This window comes from Methylococcus sp. S1M, assembly GCF_051295855.1.
Classification (GTDB): domain Bacteria; phylum Pseudomonadota; class Gammaproteobacteria; order Methylococcales; family Methylococcaceae; genus Methylococcus; species Methylococcus capsulatus.
On sequence record NZ_JBPDXO010000033.1, the window covers coordinates 1 to 775 of the forward strand.

1 protein-coding gene is annotated in these 775 nt (G+C 59.6%); it reads left to right on the plus strand.

The genetic code is table 11. The features are described 5' to 3' along the window. Window positions 1-89 precede the first annotated feature (89 nt). A partial coding sequence (gene amoA / locus ACSHWJ_RS15950) for a bacterial ammonia monooxygenase, subunit AmoA (RefSeq protein WP_432540104.1) occupies window positions 90-775 on the plus strand: 686 nt, incomplete at its 3' end.

Here is a 775-nt window from a genome sequence, read left to right on the forward strand (position 1 = left end):
CCGGCGGCCGGAAGGGACTCGCGGCGACGGGGTGGATTGATCCGGCTCCCGTCGAAAATAAGAAAACGACAAATTTGGAGGTAACTTTAATGAGTGCTGCGCAATCTGCGGTTCGTTCGCACGCCGAAGCGGTCCAGGTATCCCGGACCATCGACTGGATGGCGTTGTTCGTGGTGTTTTTCGTGATCGTGGGCTCGTACCACATTCACGCCATGCTCACCATGGGTGACTGGGACTTCTGGTCGGACTGGAAAGACCGTCGACTGTGGGTCACGGTGACCCCGATCGTACTGGTCACCTTCCCGGCGGCCGTACAATCCTACCTGTGGGAGCGGTATCGTCTGCCCTGGGGAGCCACCGTGTGCGTCCTGGGTCTGCTGCTGGGCGAGTGGATCAACCGTTATTTCAACTTCTGGGGCTGGACCTACTTCCCGATCAACTTCGTGTTCCCTGCCTCGCTGGTGCCGGGCGCCATCATCCTGGACACCGTGCTGATGCTGTCGGGCAGCTACCTGTTCACCGCGATCGTCGGTGCGATGGGCTGGGGTCTGATCTTCTACCCGGGCAACTGGCCGATCATCGCGCCGCTGCACGTGCCGGTGGAATACAACGGCATGCTGATGTCGATCGCCGACATCCAGGGTTACAACTATGTGCGTACGGGTACGCCTGAGTACATCCGCATGGTAGAGAAGGGCACCCTGCGTACCTTCGGTAAGGACGTGGCGCCGGTATCGGCATTCTTCTCCGCGTTCATGTCGATCCTGATCTACTT